Origin of the sequence: Saccharopolyspora dendranthemae (genome assembly GCF_007829955.1) — a bacterium.
GTDB lineage: Bacteria > Actinomycetota > Actinomycetes > Mycobacteriales > Pseudonocardiaceae > Saccharopolyspora > Saccharopolyspora dendranthemae.
This window is the reverse complement of sequence record NZ_VIWX01000004.1, coordinates 444,217-462,306: the sequence shown is the minus strand read 5'-3', so window position 1 is coordinate 462,306 and position 18,090 is coordinate 444,217. Positions and strand designations below refer to the sequence as shown.

The window sequence follows — 18,090 nt, the reverse complement described above, 5'->3', positions numbered from 1 at the left end:
CCTCTGATCAGGCGGGCAGCGAGGCCACACCCGGGGCGAGGAACCGCTTGCCGTTGACCCGCTCGGACACGCCGGCCCGGTCCAGGTACGGCGTGATGCCACCCAGCCAGAACGGCCAGCCGGCACCGAGGATCATGCACAGGTCGATGTCCTGCGCCTCGGCCACGACGTCCTCGTCCAGCATGATCTGGATCTCCTCGGCCAGCGCGTTGAGCGCGCGGTCGCGGACCTCCTCGCTGGTCGAGACCTTGTCGCCGGACTTCCACAGCGCGGCGACCTCGGGGTCGACGACCGTGTTGCCGGACTCGTCGAAGGTCCACACCGCGGACTTGCCCTCGTCGACGAACCGCTGCAGGTTCTCGCTGATGCCGAAGCGCTGCGGGAAGGCCGCGTGCATCGTGCCGTTGACGTGCTGAGCGACGGCCGGGCCGACCAGCTGCAGCAGCACCATCGGGCTCATCGGCAGACCCAGCTCTTCCACGGCGTTGTCGGCGACCTCGAAGGGCGTGCCCTCGTCGACGGCCGCGATGATCTCGCCCATGAAGCGGGTCAGCAGGCGGTTGACCACGAACGCCGGAGCGTCCTTGACCAGCACGCTGGACTTCTTCAGCTGCTTGCCGACGCCGAACGCGGTGGCCAGCGACGCGTCGTCGGTCTTCTCCCCGCGCACGATCTCCAGCAGCGGCAGCACCGCGACCGGGTTGAAGAAGTGGAAGCCGACGACCCGCTCCGGGTTGTTGAGCTTCGAGGCCATCTCCGTGATCGACAGCGACGAGGTGTTGGTCGCCAGGATCGCCTCGGGGGAGACGTGCTGCTCCAGCTCGGCAAACACCTTCTGCTTGACCGTCATCTCCTCGAAGACGGCCTCGATGACGAAGTCGGCGTCGGCAAAGGCCTTCTTGTCCAGCTCACCGGTCACCAGGGCCTTGAGCCGGTTGGTGGCGTCCGGCGAGAGCCGTCCCTTGCCCGCGAGCTTGTCGATCTCGCCGTGGATGTAGGCGACGCCCTTGTCGATGCGCTCCTGGTCGATGTCGGTGATGACCACCGGCACCTGCAGGCGGCGCACGAACAGCAGCGCCAGCTGACCGGCCATCAGACCGGCGCCGACGACGCCAACCTTGGAGACCTTGCGGGCCAGCTGCTTGTCCGGCGCACCGGCGGGCTTCTTGGCGCGCTTCTGGGCCAGGTCGAACGAGTACAGGCCGGCGCGCAGCTCATCCGACATCAGCGCGTCGGTGAGCGCCTCGGTCTCGGCCGCGTAGCCGGCGTCGAGGTCGTTGTTGCGGGCCAGCTCGATGAGCTCCACCGTCTTGGTCACCGCGGGCGAGGCACCCTTGGTGCGGGAGGAGACGATCTCCTTGGCGCGAGCCACGGCGTCGTCCCAGCCCTTGCCGCGGTCGATCTCCGGGCGCTCGACGGTCTTCTCGCCGCTGAGCACGCGGGTCAGCCAGCGCACCGACTCCTCGAGGAAGTCCGCACCTTCCAGCAGCTCGTCGAAGATGCCCAGCTGCAGGCCCTTCTTCGGGTTGAGCATCTTGTTCTGGCTCAGCGCGTTCTCGATGATCACCGTCACCGCGGCGTCCGGGCCGATCAGGTTCGGCAGCAGCTGCGTGCCGCCCCAGCCCGGGAACAGGCCCAGGTAGCACTCCGGGAACGCGATCGCGCCCGCGTTGGAGGCCACGGTCCGGTAGTGGCAGGACAGCGCCAGCTCGAGGCCACCGCCGAGGGCGGCGCCGTTGACGAAGGCGAACGTCGGGATCGTCGACTCGGTGAGCCGGCGGAACACGTCGTGGCCGGTCTGCGCAATGGCGTGCGCGTGCTCGCGCTGCGACACCTGGCCGACGCCCGTGAGATCCGCGCCGACGGCGAACACGAACGGCTTGCCGGTGACCGCGATCGCGGCCGGCTCAGCGGCGAACGCCTCGTCCAGCGCGGCGTTCAGGCTGCTCAGACCGCCCGGGCCGAAGGTCGACGGCTTGGTGTGATCGTGGCCGTTGTCGATCGTGATGAGCGCGAGCTTGCCGGTCAGACCGGGAACGTCGACGAGGCGGGTGTACGCCTTGGTCACGACCTCGTCGGGGAACAGGGACGCGAAGTCAGTCACTGCTCGCCTCCTGCGTTGTAGTTCGGGTTCTCCCAGATGACCGTTCCGCCCATGCCGATGCCGATGCACATGGTGGTGATGCCGTAGCGGACCTCGGGGTGCTCTTCGAAGTGGCGGGACAGCTGCGTCATCAGCCGCACGCCGGAGGAGGCCAGCGGGTGACCGCAGGCGATCGCGCCGCCCCACGGGTTGACCCGCGGGTCGTCGTCGGAGATGCCGAAGTGCTCGAGGAAGGCCAGCACCTGCACGGCGAAGGCCTCGTTGATCTCGAACAGGCCGATGTCGTCGATGGTCAGCCCGGCGCGCTGCAGCGCCTTCTCGGTGGCCGGGACCGGACCGACACCCATGACCTCGGGCTCGACGCCGGCGAAGGAGTAGCCGACCATGCGCATGCCGATCGGCAGGCCCAGTTCCTTCGCGGTCTCGGCGTCGGCGAGCAGAGCACCGGTGGCGCCGTCGTTGAGACCCGCGGCGTTGCCCGGGGTGACCCGGCCGTGCGGGCGGAACGGCGTCTTGAGACCGGAGAGGTTCTCGACCGTGGTGCCCGGGCGCGGCGGCTCGTCCGTGGTGGCCAGGCCCCAGCCCTCGTCGGAGCGGGTGGAGACCGCGACCAGGTCCGGGCTGATCTTGCCGGCCTGCTGCGCCTCGTCGTAGCGCTTCTGGCTCAGCGCCGCGTACGCGTCGGTGCGCTCCTTGGTCAGCGACGGGTAGCGGTCGTGCAGGTTCTCCGCGGTGGAGCCCATGACCAGCGCGGACGGGTCGACGATCTTGTCCGACACGAAGCGCGGGTTGGGGTCGGCGCCCTCGCCCATCGGGTGGTTGCCCATGTGCTCGACGCCGCCGGCGATGACGACGTCGTAGGCGCCGAAGGCGATGCCGCTGGACACGGTGGTCACGGCGGTCATGGCGCCGGCGCACATGCGGTCGATGGCGAAGCCCGGCACGGACTTGGGCAGCCCGGCCAGCAGCGCGGCCGTGCGGCCGATGGTCAGGCCCTGGTCACCGATCTGAGTGGTCGCGGCGATGGCGACCTCGTCGATGCGCTCCGCCGGAAGCTCCGGGTGGCGGCGCAGCAGTTCTCGGATGACCTTGACGACCATGTCGTCCGCGCGCGTCTGGGCGTACTGGCCCTTCGAACCGGCCTTGCCGAACGGCGTGCGTACGCCGTCGACGAAGACCACGTCCCGAACCGCTGGGCGGCTGCGGCTGTCGGCGGGTGCCGACGCAGGTGCGGCCACGGCGTGCTCCTCACTGGCTTGGTGGATGGTGCTCGGCCGGGATCCGCGGGGCGCGGCGCCTTACCGGCCGGTAATCGCACTCTAGCGCTTATTACCCACCGGTAACCACGTGCCCGCCACTGTCGGTTGTCTCACATGCTGACCAGCCCGGACCCGGCGAACCCGATCTTTCCCCGAGGGGCGGGTTCGCGCTCGGCGAGGCAGTTCCCAGTTTTAGTCCAAACCGAGCCATGATCATGTCCGAAATGTCGGCTCAGTTTGGACTAAAACTGGGACCGGCTCAGGATTCCTCGGCGGGAGTTGCGAGGAGGGCTTGGCAGAACGCCTCTGCTGTGAGGGTGATCTGCCACTCGCGGGCACCCTTGGTGCGCAGCAGCTCCGCGACCGACGCGGTGCTGATCTCCTCCGGCGGGGTCCAGCAGGTGCGCCGGACCAGGTCGGGAAGCAGGAGGTTCTCCACCGGCAGCGAGTGCTCCTCGGCGATCGCGTTCAGCGCGGCCCGGGCGGCGGTGAGCCGTGCCGCGGCGGCGGGATCGCGATCGGACCAGCGGTTGGTCGGAGGCGGGCCGTCGTTGGGCGTGGACGCGGAGGGGAGTTCCTCCTTGGTGAGGCGACGTGCGGCGCGCAGCGCCTGCAACCACATCGAGGCGCGCCTGCGCTGCTGGCGACCGCCGAACACCGGCATCGCCACCAGGTCGCCCTCGGACTTGGGGTTGGACTGCGCCGCGAGCACGATCGAGGAGTCCGGGAGCACCCGGCCAGGGGCGATGTCGCGTTCGCGGGCGAATTCGTCGCGGGCCTGCCACAGCGATCGCACCGCGGCCAGCTGCTGCGGACTGCGCACCTTGTGGATCCCGGACGTGCGACGCCACGGTTCGGCGCGCGGGGGCGGGGGTTCAGCGGTCCGGACCGCCTCGAACTCCTCGAAGGCCCAGTCCAGCTTGTTCTGCCGCTCCAGCTCGGCGTGCATCTCGTCGCGCAGCGCGACCAGGAGCTCGACGTCGAGCGCGGCGTAGACCAGCCAGTCCTCGGGCAACGGCCGCTTCGACCAGTCGGCGGCGCTGTGGCCCTTCTCCAGCTGATAGCCGAGCATCCGCTCGACCAGGGCGCCCAGCGACACCCGGTCGAACCCGGCGAGTCGCCCGGCAAGCTCGGTGTCGAAGAGCTGGGATGGGTGCAGATCGAGTTCGGCGAGGCACGGCAGGTCCTGGGACGCGGCGTGCAGCACCCACTCGGTGTCGGCCAGCGCCGGCACCAGCGGGTCGAGCTCGCCCTTGAGGGCGATCGGGTCCACCAGAGCGGTGCCCGACCCCTCGCGGCGCAGCTGCACCAGGTAGGCGCGCTGCGAGTAGCGGTAACCCGAGGCGCGCTCGGTGTCCACCGCGACCGGCCCGGTACCTGCGGCCAGCGCTTCAGCGGCCGCGTTCAACGCGGCCGGGGTGTCCACCACCGGCGGCACGCCGTCGACGGGTTCGGTCAACAACACCGGCTCCGGGCGGCCGGATCCGACTGTTTCGGGGCTTGCAGCTTCCACGGCTAACAGACCTTACGTGCTTTGGCCCGTTTCGTGTGGCTGGTCCACCCGACGTCGTCGGTCCGGCCCACCCGGTGCTGGTGTTTCGTCAGCGATCCGCCTCAGCGGATCACTCCGGCACGCATGGCCAGTGCGACCATTTGCGCTCGGTCGCCGGTGCCCAGCTTGCGCCCGATCCGCGACAGGTGAGACTTCACCGTGAGCGCGGAAAGGTTCAGGGCCTCGCCGATCTCCTTGTTGGAGCGGCCATCGGCCACCAACTGGAGAACTTCGACCTCACGCCCGGAGAGCTCGCGAGGTGTGTTGTCCGTTCCCGGCACGCGGGTTCCGGCGGCAAGCACCGGAGCCACGCTGGGATCGGCGTACACACCGCCGTCGAGCACGCGGCGCACGCCGTCGGTGACCACCATGGGTGAGGCCGACTTCAACAGGTACGCCTGCGCACCTGCCTGGAAGGCAGCTCTGACCGCATAGGGGTCATCGGACGAAGCGAGCACCACGATCCGTGGCCAACCCTGGCTCCGGAGTTCCGTGACCAGTTCGATTCCGGTCCCATCCGGGAGTCCGAGATCGAGGATTGCGAGGTCGCAAGGACCGGTCGCCAGAGCGCGAGCCCTGGCTTCGGCCATGGATGCGGCCTCGTGCACCGTGCCGGCGCCCATCTGCAGCAGCCGAGCGGCAATCGCCTCTCGGAGCAGCGGATGGTCATCCACCACGAGCACCGTGAACAGCTCTTCCCGCGGGTGCGGGACCATGTTCGCCGGCAAAGCGCCGGCAGGCGTGGTTCGAGCGGCCTGACCTAAGCCGACGGCAGCCACGTCACTACCTCCCTGGAGTCGGTCGTGCCCCCCCGACCGGCACCGGGACTCTCGACCAATCAGCCGCGCCACTGATCGACCGAAAGTGGTGTCGTCGGGGTGAGCGTAACCGCCCAAGCGGGTCAGCGGGACGATCAATCGGGTATGTATCCCGATCGAGTTGTGACGGGACCATGCTTTTGTCGCCCTTTGGGGTGACTCAGAGCGACGACCGTAACGTCGGAGCGTGGCCATGCGACATATTTTGAATGCGTATGGTGAAAATCTTGCACGAGCAAGCAGTTCGGCGAGCCTGAACGAACTTCGCGAATGAAAATCGGACACCGGCGTGTCGCGCTTCGGCGTGTCGCATTCGGGGGGTTCGCGAAGGGGGAGACGAGGCAACGCTACGCGCTGCGCCGACTCGCCGCAGCCGATGATCGGGGGACCCCGATCAGTCCTGTCGCACTGACCCGTTCGGGCGCCTGCCGAGTAGCGCAACGCCTTCCGGCGGAAGCCCGGCGGCGCACGCCATGAGTTCGTGGAAGGCATCCGCGTGCGGCCTGAGCTCGACCTCGTCGCCGCCGAACACCGAGGGTTTCGCGGTCCACGACCCGCGCAGCTCCAGATCGTGGCTGCGGGACGGGCCCGTGATGTCGCCGAACCTCGCGGAGGAAGTCAGGGTCACCGTGCCGCCCAGCGAGGTGAACGACGCGCCCGCGTTCTCCAGGGCGTCGGTCAGCCACGACCAACCGACCGCGGGGAGCAGCGGGTCATCGGCGACCTCGGGGTCGAGCTCGGCCCGCAGGTAGACCACCAGCCGCAGCACCCCGTCCCAGGCCTCCTGGCCCTCCGGGTCGTAGAGCAGCACGAAACGCGCAGTGGCCAGCTCGCCTGCCGGTCCGTTCGCCTCCGCGGCCAGCGCGTGGGCCCAGGGGGCCAGGCGCTTGGGAGGACCGACCTCGCTGAGCTCGATCTCCGCACGCGGCCGAGGCGACGTCAACGCGGCAACCGCCTGCCGGAAAACTTCGGGCGCCGCCGACATCTCCGTCACGGCGACGACTGTAGGGGCCCGCACCGGCCCGTGGGTGGAGGCACGCCGTGGGAGGCGCGGGCGCTTCGCGTGGCGGCGCGGGCGCCGTGCGAAGATTGCCCGTGCAAGCCCGGCCGTCCGTCGTGGCAGATCCTCTCCAGGCGCCCGCAGACCGCACCGGGATCCGACGAGTCGACGTACGGACAGCGCCTCCCATGACGAATTCCGCTCCGGTCTCCGCCCGCCGGGACCTCACCGATGCACCCCTGCTCGTGGCCGCGCGCGGCGGAAAGCCCCGGCACACGCCGGTGTGGTTCATGCGGCAGGCCGGACGATCGCTGCCCGAGTACCGCAAGGTCCGCGAGGGCACCCCGATGCTGCAGGCGTGCCTGACACCAGAGCTCGTCGCCGAGATCACCATGCAGCCCGTCCGCAGGCACGGGGTGGACGCGGCGATCCTGTTCAGCGACATCGTGCTCCCGCTCTACGCGGCCGGTGTCGGACTGGACATCGTGGCCGGGACGGGCCCTGTGGTCTCCCGCCCGATCAGCGGGCCCTCCGACGTCTCCGCGCTGCCCTCGCTGGCGCCGGAGCAGGTCGCGCCCGTCGCCGATGCCGTGGGCCTGCTGGTGAAGGAGCTCGGGAGCACGCCGCTGATCGGGTTCGCCGGTGCGCCGTTCACGCTGGCCTCCTACCTCGTCGAGGGTGGGCCGAGCCGCAACCACGAGCGCACCAAGGCGTTGATGCACTCCGATCCCCAGACCTGGCACGTGCTGCTGGAGAAGCTCGCCGACACGACGCTGGAGTTCCTGCGGGTGCAGCTGGGAGCCGGTGTCGACGCGATCCAGCTGTTCGACTCCTGGGCGGGCGCGCTCTCGCTGCGCGACTACCGCGAGTTCGTGCTCCCGCACAGCCGCCGGATCTTCGAGGGAGTCGCGGAGATCTCCGACGTGCCCAAGATTCACTTCGGGGTCGGCACGGGCGAACTGCTCGGCGCGATGCGCAGCGCCGGACCCGAGGTGGTCGGCGTGGACTGGCGCGTTCCGCTGGACACCGCCGTCGCGCGGCTGTGTGCCGCCGAGCCGGGCGCGGCCGCACCGGTCGTGCAGGGCAACCTCGACCCGGCCGTGCTGTTCGCCGGCTGGGACGCCGTCGAGCGCGAGGTGCACCGCATCCTCGAAGAGGGGCGCGACGCGGGCGGGCACATCTTCAACCTCGGCCACGGCGTGCTGCCGACCACGGACCCGGAAATCCTGTCCCGGGTCGTCGAGCTGGTGCACACCGCGACCGCGCAGCGCTGATGGCCGTTCGTCGCGTCGCCGTCGTCGGCGGCGGTGTCGCCGGACTGGCCGCCGCCCACCGGCTCCGCCGCGAGCTGGGTGCTGAGGCCGAGATCGTGCTGGTGGAGCAGACGTCGCGGCTCGGCGGCAAGCTGCGCACCGTCGAGCTCGCCGGTCGTCCCTACGACCTGGGTGCCGAGGCGTTCCTGGCGCGACGGCCCGAGGTGCTCGACCTGGCCGAGGAACTGGGCTTGCGCGGTGAGGTGGTCCACCCGGCGGGCGCGGCCGCGACCGTGCGGGCCGGCGGTCGGTCCCACCGGCTGCCCGGCGGAACCGTGATGGGCGTTCCGGCCGATGCCGGGTCGGTCACCGGGGTGCTCTCCGACGCGGGTGTCGCCGCCGTGCGCGCCGAATCCTCGCTGCCGCCGATCGAGTGGGGCGGCGCGGACGTCTCGGTCGGCGAACTGCTGCGCGCCCGCGTCGGCGACGAGGTCGTCGACCGGCTGGTGGAGCCGCTCCTCGGCGGTGTCTACGCGGGGGACGCGAACCTGCTCGGGCTGCGGGCCACGGTTCCCGCGCTGGCCAAGGCGCTCGACGACGGCGCGGGCTGGATCACCGAAGCCGTCCGCACGTCGCTGCCGACGCCGAAACCCGGCGCGCCGCAGCCGGTCTTCGGAGCCTTCCAGGCCGGCTATCGGGAACTGCTCGACCGGCTGCTGATCGCCGCCGATGCCGAGGTGCGGCTGGGCCTGCCGGTCCGGGCGCTGACCCGCACCGAGAGCGGCTGGCGGCTGGAGATCGGCTCGGCGCCCGCTCCGGAGCACCTCGACGCCGACGCCGTGGTGCTGGCGGTTCCCGCCCCCGCAGCCCGGAAGCTCTTGCAAGGCCCTGTTCCCGCTGCCTCCGCCAAGCTCGCCGAGATCGAGCTGGCGTCGATGGCCGTGGTGGGCCTCGCGTTTCCGCCCGGCACCGAACTGCCCGAGCACGAGGGGACCCCGGCCTCCGGCGCGCTGATCGCCCGAGGCGAGCGCCACTCCGGTGGAACCCCGTTCACCGCCAAGGCGTTCACCTTCTCCAGCACCAAGTGGCCGCACCTGCGCGGCGGCGGGGGAGAGGTGCTGCTGCGCGGTTCGGTCGGCCGCTTCGGCGAGACCGAGGACCTGCGCCTGGACGACGAGGAACTGCTGACCCGCGTCCGCGCGGATCTCGCCGAGCTGACCGGCATCACCGCCGAGCCGGTGGATTCCGCGGTGCTGCGCTGGGGCGGTGGCCTGCCGCAGTACGGCGTGGGGCATCCCGAGCTGGTCGCCGAGGTGGAACGCGAGGTAGCTGGCGTTCCGGGGCTCGCCATCGCGGGCGCCGCGCTGCACGGCGTGGGAGTTCCCGCCTGCGTGGCGACCGGTGAGGCGGCCGCGACCAGCATCACGCGGGACCTGCTGCGGCCCGGACGCTGAGCAGTGGCACGATGAAGTCATGGCGCGGCTGAATTACGACGAACTCAACGACACCATCCGCTACACGATGTGGTCCGTCTTCCGGATCGAGCAGGGAACCCTGCCCGAGGACCGGGTCAAGGCCGCGCAGGCGACCCAGGAGTACCTGGAGTCGCTGGAGGAGTCCGGTGTCGTGGTTCGCGGTGTCTACGACGTGTCCGGCCTGCGCGCCGACGCGGACTTCATGATCTGGTGGCACGCCCAGGACATCGAGGCCGTGCAGGCCGCCTACACCGGTTTCCGCCGCGAGACCCCGCTCGGGCAGTCCTCCGAGCCGGTCTGGAGCAACGTGGCGTTGCACCGCCCCGCGGAGTTCAACAAGAGCCACATCCCGGCGTTCATGGCCGGTGAGGACCCCAGGAAGTACATCTGCGTGTACCCCTTCGTGCGGTCCTACGAGTGGTACCTGCTGCCCGACGACGAGCGACGCAAGATGCTCGCCGACCACGGCAAGGAAGCCCGCGACTACCCGGACGTGCGCGCCAACACCGTCGCGTCCTTCGCGCTGGGCGACTACGAGTGGATGCTCGCCTTCGAGGCCGACGAGCTGCACCGCATCGTCGACCTGATGCGCCACCTGCGCGGCACGGAGGCCCGCCTGCACGTCCGCGAGGAGGTCCCGTTCTACACGGGCCACCGCGTCGACGTCGGCGACCTCGTCGTCCGCCTTCCCTGAAGCGCTCGATCACCCGAACTGCGGCCCCACCCCGGCACTGCCGAGGTGGGGCCGCAGTCGTTCTGGTGGGAGCTGCCGGCCGTCGGGTCAGCTCTCGATCAGGCGGACTGCGATGGAGTTGATGCAGTAGCGCTGGTCGGTGGGCGTCGCGTAGCCCTCGCCCTCGAAGACGTGGCCGAGGTGGCCGTGGCAGGAGGCGCAGAGGACCTCCGTGCGGACCATGCCCATGCTGCGGTCCTTCCTGAGGATGACCGCGTCGGTGTCGCTCGGGTCGTAGAACGACGGCCAACCGCAGTGCGACTCGAACTTGGTCTCGCTGCGGAACAGCTCCGCACCGCACCCCCGGCACTCGTAGACGCCGGTGGTCTTGGTGTCGACGTACTCGCCGGCCCACGCGGGTTCCGTGGCCGACTGGCGCAGCACGGCGAACTCGTTCGGGGTGAGCTGCTCCCGCCACTCCTGCTCGCTCTTGGTGACCTGGGGAGTGCCTGCAACCGGATCCATGCTTCCACGCTAATGCGATCGAAGATCGATTGCTAAGAGCCCCCGCGGCATCGAGGCCTGGACCACGGTCAGCCGAAGAACGTGCCGAGCATGTAGGCCACCGCGTTCCAGACCGTGAACAGCACTCCGAACAGGATCAGGACGACGACCACCACCGCCAGCAGCCTGCGGTGACCTCCGGTGCGGTTGGCGCTCTGGGCGAACTCGTCCACCCCGCGCAGCATCCCCTCGACCGTGGCCTCGGAGTTCGGGCGGTCCATCCGCGCGCGGTGCTCGGCGAACGCGCGAACCTCGGGATCGTTCTCGTCGAGGTCGTCCAGGTCGCCGAAGCGGGTCGGCTCGTCCGATTCGCGGCGCTGCATCGACCTACCGTAACGCCTGCGCACGGGGAGCGGAATCGCCTCGTTCACCGCATGGGGTGGGCCGGAACAGGCGAAAGTCCCTCGTCGCAGGCGCTCGATCAAATAGAATGCGAAGAATCCACTGTGGAAGTCCGGGGAGGCGGCGTTGAGCGAGTCAGCAGGAGTCGAACAGGGCCGGTTCCTGCCGGAACTGCAGATCACTCCACCCGAGCGGCAGCGCCGCTGGACCGTGCTGCTGCGGATGCTCCTGCTGATCCCGCACTTCATCGTGCTGTGGGCGCTGGGCGTCGCGGCCGCCGTCGTGGTGATCATCGGGTGGTTCGCCGCGCTGGTCCTGGGGCGGCTGCCCGAGTGGATCTCCGGGTTCCTCGTCCTCTACATCTCCTACAACACGCGCGTGGGCGCCTCGGCATGGTTGCTCGTCGACCGCTATCCGCCGTTCGTCGTGGGCGATCCGCAGTTCCCGGTGGACATCGAACTCCGGCCCGGCACCCTCAACCGCTGGGCGGTGCTGTTCCGTCTGATCCTGGTGATCCCGGCGGGGATCGTCTCCGCGGTTGTCTCCTACGGATTCGGCGTCCTCTCCTTCTTCCTGTGGCTGACCATCCTGATCATGGGCCGCAACCCGCGCCCGGTGTTCGACGCGTCGGTGGCCTCGCTGCGCTACACCATGCGCGTCAACGCCTACTTCTACCTGCTCACCGGCGCGTACCCGAAGGGCTTGTTCGGGGACGCCCGCGAAGAGGGCGAGGCGGCGAAGGTGCCCTCCGGCACGCGACCGCTGGTGATGTCCCAGGGCGGGCGGGTCATGCTGATCGTGTTCATCGTGCTCGGAGCGCTCGCGCTGGTCGGCAACGGCGTGGTGTCGTCGACGCAGCCTGCCTACTCACCCGAGTACCAGCACGCCCTCCACGGGTGATCCACCCGGCCACGCCGCCCGGTCACTGATCGCAATCGCGGGGTTCCGCTCCTTGGGCGACGTCGGTTCGCTCTTGCAGCGGTGTGCCGGTCCTCGGAGCTGCGAGGAACATCGACAGGTGCTGGTATCCAACACCGATCGGAGGTCGGAGATGGTCGGCACCGAAGCACCGCACCAGGGCGGTTGCAGCTGCTGCGGTAGTTGCAGCGGTCCCTCCTGTGGCTGCTGCTCCAGCTGCGGCTGAAGCGGCGGTGGCTTGCCCGGGGTGTTGCGGGATCACTCCGGGCAAGCCATGCCCTCGGTGGGCACGACCCCTCGGACCAGGTATCGGCTGACCGCATCGGTGATGCACGTCGAGCGCGTGATCGCTCCGTGCCCAGCACCTTGCCAGCGCATCAGCACTCCGGTCGGCAGCTCGTCGGCCATGTGATCGGTGCCCAGCGCGAGCGTCTTCGGATCGTGCGCGGTGGTGATCACCGGGATTGGCGGCAGGTCCGTGCGGCGAGGCGCGGGCAACGGCTGCTGGGGGACCGGCCACGAACCGCACCACACCACGTGTTGCGCGGCGATCCCGCCGAACAGAGGGAAGCGACTCGTCCAGTCCTGCGCGATCTCGCTGCTGCGCTGCGGCGGAACGCGCAGCGTCGTGTCGTTGCAGCCGGTGATCAGGTCCCCGTCGAACCACGGCGGGTTGACCCCCTGCGGCGTGACCAGCGGCGCGGTGAACTCGGCGAGCTCGGTGCCGTCGCCCCGGTTGCCCGCCGTCAGCGCTTCGGCGAGGGCCGGCCAGCTGTTGCGGTCGGCGAGTCCCTGCAGGATCCCCCGCGTCACCAGGCCGGCCGGGACCTGCCTACCCGGGCCGGGCAGCGCGGTCTGCCGGGTGCGCTCGACGAGGTCGCTGACGGTCTGCCGGGGGTTCGGACCGAGGGGGCAGCGACGGCTGACGCAGTCCGCGGCGAAGACGTCGAAGGTCTGCTCGGCGGTCTGCGCCTGGTGCTCGGCCTGCCCCATCGAATCGCGGGTCGGGTCGGGAGCGCCGTCGATGACGAACCGCCCCACACCGCCCGGATAGCGCTCGGCGTAGGTCGTCAGCAGCCGTCCGGCCTCGCCGCGGCCGATCGCGTGCAGCTTGGGCACGCCCAGTTCGAGGCGGAGTTCTTCGAGGTCGGATGCGGTGCGCCAGGTGTCGTAGGCCTGCAGCCGCTCGTCCAGCTTGAGCAGGCACTCCTGGCTGGCCGCCAGGACCGACTCCAGCAGCCGGTCCAGGTCGGCTCGCTCGGTCGCGCGCGGGTCGAATCCCAGCACCTGCTCGCGCTGCTGCTGCGGGACGCAGTTGGCCGCTTCCGACTCGCCGGTGCCGCGCCGGTCCATCCCGATGATGTCGTAGGTGTTGCGGACCTCCTGGGGCAACTGGGTGGCCAGCCGCGCGGCGAAGGTGGTGCCCGGCTCGCCGTCGACGTCGCCCACGACGACCAGCGGCACCCGGCCCGAACCGGTGCGGATCAGCGAGTTGCGGGCGGTGCCCCGTTCCGGGGCCTCCGGGGCGTCGAGCGTGGACAGGAGGCGGGAGCAGGAGAAGGTCATCCCGGGCGGCAGGGAACCGACTTCCGAGCGGGTTTGCTCGGTGCAGTCCTGCCAGTTCAAGGAGTCGTTCGGAGCGGTGCCCAGCGGCGGCACCGGCTGCGGCTTCGGTGGCTGCGGTGCGGGAGCCACCTGCTGCTCGCTGTCGTGGTAGGCGACCGCGGGGCGCTGGGACGGCCCGACCGAACAACCGGTGGCCACCAGCAACAGCAACGGCAGCAGCGCGACCCCGGCCCGGTTGATGGTGCGCGGCACGGGAACTCCTAGTCGACAAAGCCCGGCGGTAAGTGTGCAGCATCCCATGATCGGCGTGTGACCTCGGTGAGGGGAGGTCGTGTTTCGCCCGAGCGCGGGCTCACCGGTTTTTCCCGGTCGTGTTCGCTCGGCTAGCGTGCTGGTGGTCGTGGTCGGCGGATGGTGAGGAGCGCTGTGCAGGTCGCCTGGGGGCCCGGAGACGGACGTCGATGGAGCGCGAGCCGGGCGTCGGCCGCTGCTCTGGGAGCCGTCCCGCCGCCGATGATGGTGCTGATCGGCGTGATCAGCGTGCAGGTCGGAGCGGCCTTCGCCAAGCAGCTGTTCAGCGTCGCCGGAGCCTCCGGGGTGGTGCTGCTGCGGCTGGTGTTCGCGGCCGCGATCCTGCTCGCGGTGTTCCGGCCGTCCTTGCGGCTGGACTGGCCGACGCTGCGCGTCGTCGCCGGGTACGGCCTGGTGCTGGCGGGCATGAACATGTGCATCTACCAGGCGTTCGAGCGGATCCCGCTGGGCGCCGCGGTGACCATCGAGTTCCTCGGGCCGCTGACCGTGGCGCTGTTCGGGTCGCGCCGCAAGCTCGACGTGCTGTGGGCGATGCTGGCCGGAACCGGGGTGTTCCTGCTGTCCCGCGTCGAGGGCGGTCTCGACTGGGTGGGCGTGGCGTTCGCCCTGGCGGCGGGCGCCTGCTGGGCCGGGTACATCCTGCTCGGCGCCAAGCTCGGGAGCCGGACGACCGGGACCTCCGGTCTCGCGCTGGCGATGGCCTTCGGAGCCTTGGTGGCGCTGCCGATCGGGGCGTTCGACTCCGGGCCCGCGCTGCTGAGCCCGACGGTGCTGGTCATCGGGCTGCTCGTCGCGCTGATGTCGTCGGTGGTGCCCTACACGCTCGAACTCGAAGCGCTGCGCCGGATGCCGCCTCGCGTGTTCGGGATCCTGATGAGCACCGAGCCCGCCGTCGCCGCCCTCGCCGGGCTCGTGGTCCTCGGCGAACTCCTGACCGGTTGGCAGTGGGCCGCGATCTGCTGCGTCGTCATCGCCTCGGTCGGCTCGGTGGCCACCACCCGCACGACCCCGGAGTCCGGCGACCCCCCGGCGAACTGACCCGACCCGGCGACGTCCTTCGAACTTCGCGCGAAATTCGAATGCGGCGGTGCGGTCAGGTGTTCGGGAGGGGTTTCGGCTCGATCGCCCGGAGGAGGGTGAGCAGGGTCCGGTTCAGCGGGACCGGGATGCCGTGGCGGTCGGCCGCGCGGACCAGGGTTCCGGTGATGTGCTCGTGCTCCAGGGGAAGACCGGCGAGCCGGTCGTAGAGCATCGAGGTGCCGTTGGTCGCCGGGAAGCGGGACGTGTAGTCGCCCAGCACCTTGTCCGCGTCCTGCTGGGTCAGCTCGGCGCCCTCGGCCTGGGCCACGGCGATGGCTTCGGCGAGGACGCCCGCGCAGAGCTCCTGGACGTCGGCTTCGGCGAGCACGTCCAGGCGGCGCAGGGTCAGCGCGGTGATCGGGTTCGGCGCCACGTTGGTGAGCATCTTGCGCCAGGCCGAGGTGTGGAAGTCCGCGGTCTCGCGGAGATCGACCCCCGAGCCTTCCAGCAGCGCCACGAAGCGGGACCCGGCGTCACCGGCGGCGACCTGCATGGTGGTCGGCGAGCGCCGAACCACGTGGCCCGGGCTGGTGCGCTCCGCGCCGACGTAGATCAGCGCTGGCAGCACCGGTCCCCGCGACCACAGGCCGGCGACCGAATCGCGGTGCGCGACACCGTTCTGCACCACCACCAGCCCCGCGCGCCCGTCGTCGAGCCGGTGCAGCCAGGGCGCGGCGCTCGACACGTCGTGGACCTTGGTGGTCAGCACGACCCAGTCGCACTCGCCGACGGCACCGGGGTCGGTCGTGACCGTCACCGGGATCTCCGCGGTTCCACCGGGAGCGTCCAGCACCAGCCGTTCGAACGGGGTGCGCACGCACATCGTCACCTCGTGACCGGCCGCGTGCGCCGCCTCGGCGATCACTCCGCCGATAGCACCCGAACCGATCACCGCAATCCGCTTCGTCACCACGGGAGCGGAGATTACCCGTTCGAACGTTCCGTCCGGTGCGCTGCGCCGAACAGCACCGAGTCGAGGTCGTAGCGCATCGGTTCCTCCAGCTGGGCGTAGCCGCAGGACCCCGGATCGCGATCGGGACGCCAGCGCACGAACTGCGTCGTGTGCCGGAACCGGGACGGGTACCCGCCCTCGGTGTGGTCGTAGGCGACCTCCACGACCCGCTCCGGTCGCAACGGGACCCACGGCTGCTCGGTGCTGTTCCAGCGGTTGACCGATCCGGGCAACCGCCTGCCCGTCGCGTTCTCGCCGACCCACGGGTGCTCGCCCTCGGTGATCAGCCCGGAGAGCTCGTCGGCCAGCTCCCGCCGCCGCGCAGCGGTGAACGCGCCGACGACGCCGACGTGGTGCAGCACCCCGTTCTCGTCGTGCAGACCGAGCTGCAACGACCCGACAGCTGTGCCGGGTTCGGTGTTGGCGTGCCAGCGGAGCCCCGCGACCACGCAGTCCACCGTGCGGGAGTGCTTGATCTTGAACATCGTCCGCTTACCCGGCACGTACTGCCCGTCGAGCGGTTTGGCGATGACGCCGTCGAGCCCGGCGCCCTCGAACAACCGGAACCATTCCTCGGCGAGTTCCGGGTCCTCGGTGGCGGGCGTCGTGCGCAGTCCGGGCCTGTCCAGTCCGAGTTCGGTCAGCAGCGCCCGGCGCTCGGACTGAGTCGAGGAGGTGAGGTCCCGGTCGTCCAGCGCCAGCAGGTCGAAGGCGATGAAGGTGGCGGGGGTCCGCTCGGCGAGGGTGGCGACCCTGCTGGCGGCGGGGTGGATGCGTTCGCTGAGCTCGTTCCAGTCGAGCCGGTCGCCGTCCTCGTCGCGCTGGATCACGACCAGCTCACCGTCCAGCACCGCCGGCCGCTCCAGCTGCTGGGCGAGCGTGGCCTGCACCTCGGGGAAGTAGCGCTCCAGCCCGCGACCGGTGCGCGACTGCAGCAGCACGGGCTCGCCGGGATCGACGAACGCCAGGCACCGGAAGCCGTCCCACTTGGGCTCGAACAGCAGGCCGCCGCGGTGCGGGACGCCGTCGACGGGCTTCGCCAGCATCGGTTTCACCGGAGCTCGCAGCGGCAGCACGACGGCCTCCTACTGGACGCGTTGCTTGGGAGCTCGGTCGAGCTGCAGGCGGATCGCCGTGGGCAGCGTTTCCCGGCCCAGCGACTGCCGGGCGCGGGTGAGGACCTTCTCGTCCAACTCCTCCCACACCTGCCGGATGTTGGTGCCCTCCTGGAGCGACAACGTCAGGCGCAGCGAGGGGGACCGGTCGCTGCCGGCCATTCGGACTCGGGCGCGCTTGACGCCCGGAACCTGCTCGGCATCGGCGCGCACGGCGTTGGCCAGCGCTCCGCTGGTCACGTCCAGGTCACCGGAATCGGACTTCTCGAGGCGGAAGTCCGGTCGACCTTCGGGCCGCATCGCGCGCACCAGCCACCACAGGCCCAGCACCAGCAGCACGAGCCCGGCGACGAGGCCGATCACCGCGGCCAGCCGGGCGTTGTCCCGCAACCACTGCACGACCAGGGGATCGGCCACCGGACGCCGGGAGCGGAACATTCCCAGCACGCCGGAACCGACCAGGATCGCCGCGAGGCCGACCAGCAGGGACAGCAGGCCCAGCAGGGTCACCGCTGAGCGCTCGAATCCCGCGCCACGACCGATCGGGGTGCTGCTCGGCTTGATGTCGCTCATCGGTGCTCCTTGGGCTGCGCCACCGACACCTGCACCTTCGGCGAGCGGGGCATCGGCAGTTCTCCGACGGTCTGCTTGGCGGTCTCCGTCAGCTTTCCGCGGAGGCCACCTGAGTCCCGGAAGCGGGAGGTGGCCTTGACGCGGATCCGCTTGGCGCCCGCGGTGACGGTCGCTCCTGCGACGCCGTCCTGATCGCGGACCTGGTGACCCACCAGCCGCGCGAGCGAACGCCGGTCGGTGGTGACGGTGACCTCCGGGGCCGGATCGTGCAGGCGGATCTGCTTGTGCCCCGCGCTCATCGCGGCGATCAGAAGCACCAGGCCGAGCACGATCAGCGCGCAGGCGCCGATCAGCACCGGCAGGTCGGACCACGAGAACCCGCCCAGCGCATCGCGAACGGTGGCCGGGCCGAGGATGAGACCGCGTGAATCCGGCCGGATCAGCGACCACGCGGACTCGATCGCCAGCAGCGCACCGACAGCGGCGATGAGGATTCCGGCCACGGCGGTGATCAGTCGTACGAACAGGCGCATC

Annotated in this window: 17 protein-coding genes; 5 read left to right on the top strand and 12 right to left on the bottom strand. The window is 70.5% G+C overall.

Annotated elements, in window-relative coordinates; translation table 11 throughout:
• Nucleotides 1-7 precede the first annotated feature (7 nt).
• The 5 genes from FHU35_RS20335 to FHU35_RS20315 all read right to left on the bottom strand — a co-directional run bounded on the left by FHU35_RS20335 (nt 8) and on the right by FHU35_RS20315 (nt 6,727).
• Nucleotides 8-2,104 (bottom strand): 3-hydroxyacyl-CoA dehydrogenase NAD-binding domain-containing protein, encoded by a 2,097-nt coding sequence (locus tag FHU35_RS20335; protein ID WP_145742112.1) that lies wholly within the window; start codon nt 2,102-2,104, stop codon nt 8-10.
• Nucleotides 2,101-3,342, bottom strand: coding sequence for a thiolase family protein (locus FHU35_RS20330; RefSeq protein WP_186459519.1), 1,242 nt, complete (start codon nt 3,340-3,342; stop codon nt 2,101-2,103). The genes FHU35_RS20335 and FHU35_RS20330 overlap by 4 nt, the downstream gene beginning before the upstream one ends.
• 280 nt (nt 3,343-3,622) lie before the next feature.
• Nucleotides 3,623-4,876, bottom strand: coding sequence for an HRDC domain-containing protein (locus tag FHU35_RS20325; RefSeq protein WP_186459518.1), 1,254 nt, complete (start codon nt 4,874-4,876; stop codon nt 3,623-3,625).
• Nucleotides 4,877-4,977: 101 nt separating this feature from the next.
• Nucleotides 4,978-5,694: a response regulator gene (locus FHU35_RS20320; RefSeq protein WP_093264979.1), complete on the bottom strand. Its 717-nt coding sequence runs from the start codon at nt 5,692-5,694 to the stop codon at nt 4,978-4,980.
• Between the two features lie 433 nt (nt 5,695-6,127).
• Nucleotides 6,128-6,727, bottom strand: a complete 600-nt coding sequence (locus FHU35_RS20315) for a DUF3000 domain-containing protein (RefSeq protein ID WP_145742108.1) — start codon at nt 6,725-6,727, stop codon at nt 6,128-6,130.
• A gap of 194 nt (nt 6,728-6,921) precedes the next feature.
• Here FHU35_RS20315 and hemE point away from each other — a divergent pair, with 194 nt between their 5' ends.
• Genes hemE through hemQ form a run of 3 tightly spaced genes read left to right on the top strand, consistent with a single transcriptional unit; the run spans nt 6,922 to nt 10,155 of the window.
• Entirely contained in the window at nt 6,922-8,007 is a 1,086-nt protein-coding gene (gene hemE / locus FHU35_RS20310; protein ID WP_145742106.1) for a uroporphyrinogen decarboxylase, read from the top strand.
• Nucleotides 8,007-9,440, top strand: a complete 1,434-nt coding sequence (hemG, locus tag FHU35_RS20305; protein WP_145742104.1) for a protoporphyrinogen oxidase — start codon at nt 8,007-8,009, stop codon at nt 9,438-9,440. The genes hemE and hemG overlap by 1 nt, the downstream gene beginning before the upstream one ends.
• Before the next feature lie 19 nt (nt 9,441-9,459).
• Nucleotides 9,460-10,155, top strand: coding sequence for a hydrogen peroxide-dependent heme synthase (gene hemQ, locus FHU35_RS20300; protein WP_145742102.1), 696 nt, complete (start codon nt 9,460-9,462; stop codon nt 10,153-10,155).
• Between the two features lie 87 nt (nt 10,156-10,242).
• Here hemQ and msrB read toward each other — a convergent pair whose 3' ends face one another.
• On the bottom strand, nt 10,243-10,659 hold the full coding sequence (msrB, locus tag FHU35_RS20295; RefSeq protein WP_145742100.1) for a peptide-methionine (R)-S-oxide reductase MsrB: 417 nt from the start codon (nt 10,657-10,659) through the stop codon (nt 10,243-10,245).
• Between the two features lie 68 nt (nt 10,660-10,727).
• A complete protein-coding gene (locus FHU35_RS20290) occupies nt 10,728-11,021 on the bottom strand; it encodes a hypothetical protein (protein ID WP_145742097.1) in 294 nt (97 codons plus the stop codon).
• Nucleotides 11,022-11,166: 145 nt separating this feature from the next.
• On the opposite strand from FHU35_RS20290, the gene FHU35_RS20285 reads away from it, so the two are divergent.
• A complete protein-coding gene (locus FHU35_RS20285; protein ID WP_246110440.1) occupies nt 11,167-11,940 on the top strand; it encodes a DUF4389 domain-containing protein in 774 nt (257 codons plus the stop codon).
• 276 nt (nt 11,941-12,216) lie between these two features.
• Here FHU35_RS20285 and FHU35_RS20280 read toward each other — a convergent pair whose 3' ends face one another.
• Nucleotides 12,217-13,776 (bottom strand): alpha/beta hydrolase, encoded by a 1,560-nt coding sequence (locus tag FHU35_RS20280; protein ID WP_145742095.1) that lies wholly within the window; start codon nt 13,774-13,776, stop codon nt 12,217-12,219.
• A gap of 159 nt (nt 13,777-13,935) precedes the next feature.
• Here FHU35_RS20280 and FHU35_RS20275 point away from each other — a divergent pair, with 159 nt between their 5' ends.
• A complete protein-coding gene (locus tag FHU35_RS20275) occupies nt 13,936-14,874 on the top strand; it encodes an EamA family transporter (protein WP_145742093.1) in 939 nt (312 codons plus the stop codon).
• Nucleotides 14,875-14,929: 55 nt separating this feature from the next.
• On the opposite strand, the gene FHU35_RS20270 is transcribed toward FHU35_RS20275, so the two are convergent.
• From FHU35_RS20270 to FHU35_RS20255, 4 genes are read right to left on the bottom strand one after another with little or no spacing between them, the layout of a single operon-like run.
• The gene (locus FHU35_RS20270; protein WP_246110438.1) at nt 14,930-15,826 is read right to left on the bottom strand and encodes a 2-dehydropantoate 2-reductase; all 897 of its coding nucleotides are present in this window, start codon (nt 15,824-15,826) and stop codon (nt 14,930-14,932) included.
• Nucleotides 15,827-15,840: 14 nt separating this feature from the next.
• On the bottom strand, nt 15,841-16,944 hold the full coding sequence (locus tag FHU35_RS20265) for an ATP-dependent DNA ligase (protein WP_145742089.1): 1,104 nt from the start codon (nt 16,942-16,944) through the stop codon (nt 15,841-15,843).
• Between the two features lie 9 nt (nt 16,945-16,953).
• Nucleotides 16,954-17,556, bottom strand: a complete 603-nt coding sequence (amaP, locus tag FHU35_RS20260) for an alkaline shock response membrane anchor protein AmaP (protein ID WP_145742087.1) — start codon at nt 17,554-17,556, stop codon at nt 16,954-16,956.
• A complete protein-coding gene (locus FHU35_RS20255; RefSeq protein ID WP_145742085.1) occupies nt 17,553-18,089 on the bottom strand; it encodes a DUF6286 domain-containing protein in 537 nt (178 codons plus the stop codon). Before FHU35_RS20255 ends, amaP begins: the two co-directional genes overlap by 4 nt.
• Nucleotide 18,090: the final 1 nt, after the last annotated feature.